The following is a 5088-nucleotide window of genomic DNA, read 5'->3' on the forward strand; positions in this document are numbered from 1 at the left end:
AGACGTGGTTCTTGTGGGGCAGCAACAGCGAGGACGCTGTGCACGACCGGGACTATTCCTCTTGGTTGTGCCGCTCTCGTGTTGTGACCGGGACAGCCCGGAAGCATTCACGGAGAGTTTGATCCTGGCTCAGGACGAACGCTGGCGGCGTGCTTAACACATGCAAGTCGAACGATGAAGCCCTTCGGGGTGGATTAGTGGCGAACGGGTGAGTAACACGTGGGCAATCTGCCCTGCACTCTGGGACAAGCCCTGGAAACGGGGTCTAATACCGGATACGACCCGGGGAGGCATCTCCTCCGGGTGGAAAGCTCCGGCGGTGCAGGATGAGCCCGCGGCCTATCAGCTTGTTGGTGGGGTGATGGCCTACCAAGGCGACGACGGGTAGCCGGCCTGAGAGGGCGACCGGCCACACTGGGACTGAGACACGGCCCAGACTCCTACGGGAGGCAGCAGTGGGGAATATTGCACAATGGGCGAAAGCCTGATGCAGCGACGCCGCGTGAGGGATGACGGCCTTCGGGTTGTAAACCTCTTTCAGCAGGGAAGAAGCGCAAGTGACGGTACCTGCAGAAGAAGCACCGGCTAACTACGTGCCAGCAGCCGCGGTAATACGTAGGGTGCGAGCGTTGTCCGGAATTATTGGGCGTAAAGAGCTCGTAGGCGGCTTGTCGCGTCGGATGTGAAAGCCCGGGGCTTAACCCCGGGTCTGCATTCGATACGGGCAGGCTAGAGTTCGGTAGGGGAGATCGGAATTCCTGGTGTAGCGGTGAAATGCGCAGATATCAGGAGGAACACCGGTGGCGAAGGCGGATCTCTGGGCCGATACTGACGCTGAGGAGCGAAAGCGTGGGGAGCGAACAGGATTAGATACCCTGGTAGTCCACGCCGTAAACGTTGGGAACTAGGTGTGGGCGACATTCCACGTCGTCCGTGCCGCAGCTAACGCATTAAGTTCCCCGCCTGGGGAGTACGGCCGCAAGGCTAAAACTCAAAGGAATTGACGGGGGCCCGCACAAGCGGCGGAGCATGTGGCTTAATTCGACGCAACGCGAAGAACCTTACCAAGGCTTGACATACACCGGAAAACCCTGGAGACAGGGTCCCCCTTGTGGTCGGTGTACAGGTGGTGCATGGCTGTCGTCAGCTCGTGTCGTGAGATGTTGGGTTAAGTCCCGCAACGAGCGCAACCCTTGTTCTGTGTTGCCAGCATGCCTTTCGGGGTGATGGGGACTCACAGGAGACTGCCGGGGTCAACTCGGAGGAAGGTGGGGACGACGTCAAGTCATCATGCCCCTTATGTCTTGGGCTGCACACGTGCTACAATGGCCGGTACAATGAGCTGCGATGCCGTGAGGTGGAGCGAATCTCAAAAAGCCGGTCTCAGTTCGGATTGGGGTCTGCAACTCGACCCCATGAAGTCGGAGTCGCTAGTAATCGCAGATCAGCATTGCTGCGGTGAATACGTTCCCGGGCCTTGTACACACCGCCCGTCACGTCACGAAAGTCGGTAACACCCGAAGCCGGTGGCCCAACCCTTGTGGAGGGAGCCGTCGAAGGTGGGACTGGCGATTGGGACGAAGTCGTAACAAGGTAGCCGTACCGGAAGGTGCGGCTGGATCACCTCCTTTCTAAGGAGCATCTCGGTGCTGGTCCTTCGGGGCTGGTGTCCAGAGGCCATTTCGTCGGCGAGTGTCCGACGGTGGTTGCTCATGGGTGGAACGTTGACTATTCGGCACGGTTCATCGGGATTGTCAGTACTGCTCTTCGGGGCGTGGAACGCGGATTCCGGTCGGATCGGGTCGGGCGCGCTGTTGGGTGTCTGAGGGTGCGAGCGTTGCTCGTCCTTCGGTTGCCGGCCCCGGTGAACTCGAGCTCTTGTGGTTCGGGGTGGCGGGTGGCTGGTCGTTGTTTGAGAACTGCACAGTGGACGCGAGCATCTGTGGCCAAGTTTTTAAGGGCGCACGGTGGATGCCTTGGCACCAGGAACCGATGAAGGACGTGGGAGGCCACGATAGTCCCCGGGGAGTCGTCAACCAGGCTTTGATCCGGGGGTTTCCGAATGGGGAAACCCGGCAGTCGTCATGGGCTGTCACCCGCTGCTGAACACATAGGCAGTGTGGAGGGAACGCGGGGAAGTGAAACATCTCAGTACCCGCAGGAAGAGAAAACAACCGTGATTCCGGGAGTAGTGGCGAGCGAAACTGGATGAGGCCAAACCGTATGTGTGTGATACCCGGCAGGGGTTGCGCATGCGGGGTTGTGGGAGTTCTCTTGATCGGTCTGCCGGCCGGTCGGCGAGTCAGAAACCGTATGGATAGGCGAAGGGCATGCGAAAGGCCCGGCGTAGAGGGTAAGACCCCCGTAGCTGAAATCTGTACGGCTCGTTTGAGAATCACCCAAGTAGCACGGGGCCCGAGAAATCCCGTGTGAATCTGGCGGGACCACCCGTTAAGCCTAAATATTCCCTGGTGACCGATAGCGGATAGTACCGTGAGGGAATGGTGAAAAGTACCGCGGGAGCGGAGTGAAATAGTACCTGAAACCGTGTGCCTACAAGCCGTGGGAGCGTCGCGTTGAGTGCTTGCACTCAACGTCGTGACTGCGTGCCTTTTGAAGAATGAGCCTGCGAGTTTGCGGTGTGTTGCGAGGTTAACCCGTGTGGGGAAGCCGTAGCGAAAGCGAGTCCGAATAGGGCGGTGGAGTAGCACGCTCAAGACCCGAAGCGGAGTGATCTAGCCATGGGCAGGTTGAAGCGGAGGTAAGACTTCGTGGAGGACCGAACCCACCAGGGTTGAAAACCTGGGGGATGACCTGTGGTTAGGGGTGAAAGGCCAATCAAACTCCGTGATAGCTGGTTCTCCCCGAAATGCATTTAGGTGCAGCGTCGTGTGTTTCTTGCCGGAGGTAGAGCACTGGATAGGCGATGGGCCCTACCGGGTTACTGACCTTAGCCAAACTCCGAATGCCGGTAAGTGAGAGCGCGGCAGTGAGACTGTGGGGGATAAGCTCCATGGTCGAGAGGGAAACAGCCCAGAGCATCGACTAAGGCCCCTAAGCGTACGCTAAGTGGGAAAGGATGTGGAGTCGCAGAGACAACCAGGAGGTTGGCTTAGAAGCAGCCACCCTTGAAAGAGTGCGTAATAGCTCACTGGTCAAGTGATTCCGCGCCGACAATGTAGCGGGGCTCAAGCGTACCGCCGAAGTCGTGTCATTTCAGCATGAGGGCCAACGCCCGCTGGGATGGGTAGGGGAGCGTCGTGTGCCGGGTGAAGCAGCCCTGTAAGGGAGTTGTGGATGGTTCACGAGTGAGAATGCAGGCATGAGTAGCGATACAAGAGTGGGAAACTCTTGCGCCGATTGACTAAGGGTTCCTGGGTCAAGCTGATCTGCCCAGGGTAAGTCGGGACCTAAGGCGAGGCCGACAGGCGTAGTCGATGGACAACCGGTTGATATTCCGGTACCCGCTTTGAAGCGCCCAGTATCGAATCCTCTGATGCTAAGGCCGTGAAGCCGCCCCGGAGCCTTCGGGCAATGGGGAGTGGTGGAGCCGCCGGCCCAAGGTGGTAGTAGGTAAGTGATGGGGTGACGCAGGAAGGTAGTCCAGCCCGGGCGGTGGTTGTCCCGGGGTAAGGGTGTAGGACGCACGGTAGGTAAATCCGTCGTGCATGAAGTCTGAGACCTGATGCCGAGCCGATTGTGGTGAAGTGGATGATCCTATGCTGTCGAGAAAAGCCTCTAGCGAGTTTCATGGCGGCCCGTACCCTAAACCGACTCAGGTGGTCAGGTAGAGAATACCGAGGCGTTCGGGTGAACTATGGTTAAGGAACTCGGCAAAATGCCCCCGTAACTTCGGGAGAAGGGGGGCCACGCCTGGTGATGGAACGTGCTTCCTGAGCTGGGGGTGGCCGCAGAGACCAGCGAGAAGCGACTGTTTACTAAAAACACAGGTCCGTGCGAAGCCGTAAGGCGATGTATACGGACTGACGCCTGCCCGGTGCTGGAACGTTAAGGGGACCGGTTAGTGGGGTTTCGATCCTGCGAAGCTGAGAACTTAAGCGCCAGTAAACGGCGGTGGTAACTATAACCATCCTAAGGTAGCGAAATTCCTTGTCGGGTAAGTTCCGACCTGCACGAATGGCGTAACGACTTCTCGACTGTCTCAACCATAGGCCCGGTGAAATTGCACTACGAGTAAAGATGCTCGTTTCGCGCAGCAGGACGGAAAGACCCCGGGACCTTTACTACAGTTTGATATTGGTGTTCGGTTCGGCTTGTGTAGGATAGGTGGGAGACTGTGAAGCATGCACGCCAGTGTGTGTGGAGTCATCGTTGAAATACCACTCTGGTCGTGCTGGATGTCTAACCTGGGTCCGTGATCCGGATCAGGGACAGTGTCTGATGGGTAGTTTAACTGGGGCGGTTGCCTCCCAAAGGGTAACGGAGGCGCCCAAAGGTTCCCTCAGCCTGGTTGGTAATCAGGTGTTGAGTGTAAGTGCACAAGGGAGCTTGACTGTGAGACCGACGGGTCGAGCAGGGACGAAAGTCGGGACTAGTGATCCGGCGGTGGCTTGTGGAAGCGCCGTCGCTCAACGGATAAAAGGTACCCCGGGGATAACAGGCTGATCTTCCCCAAGAGTCCATATCGACGGGATGGTTTGGCACCTCGATGTCGGCTCGTCGCATCCTGGGGCTGGAGTCGGTCCCAAGGGTTGGGCTGTTCGCCCATTAAAGCGGTACGCGAGCTGGGTTTAGAACGTCGTGAGACAGTTCGGTCCCTATCCGCTGTGCGCGTAGGAGTCTTGAGAAGGGCTGTCCCTAGTACGAGAGGACCGGGACGGACGAACCTCTGGTGTGCCAGTTGTCCTGCCAAGGGCATGGCTGGTTGGCTACGTTCGGGAGGGATAACCGCTGAAAGCATCTAAGCGGGAAGCCTGCTTCGAGATGAGGGCTCCCACCCACTTGATGGGTTAAGGCTCCCAGTAGACGACTGGGTTGATAGGCCAGATATGGAAGCGCCGTGAGGTGTGGAGTTGACTGGTACTAATAGGCCGAGGGCTTGTCCTCAGTTGCTCGCGTCCACTGTGT

General features: G+C 58.2%; 2 rRNA genes. Both read left to right on the top strand.

Annotated elements, in window-relative coordinates:
• The first annotated feature begins 106 nt into the window (after positions 1 to 106).
• Positions 107 to 1631 (top strand): 16S ribosomal RNA (locus M1E25_RS24590).
• 313 nt (positions 1632 to 1944) lie between these two features.
• Positions 1945 to 5067 (top strand): 23S ribosomal RNA (locus tag M1E25_RS24595).
• Together the 16S and 23S rRNA genes form the textbook arrangement of a ribosomal RNA operon.
• Positions 5068 to 5088: the final 21 nt, after the last annotated feature.

The organism is Streptomyces meridianus (assembly GCF_023703325.1).
GTDB classification, from domain to species: domain Bacteria; phylum Actinomycetota; class Actinomycetes; order Streptomycetales; family Streptomycetaceae; genus Streptomyces; species Streptomyces meridianus.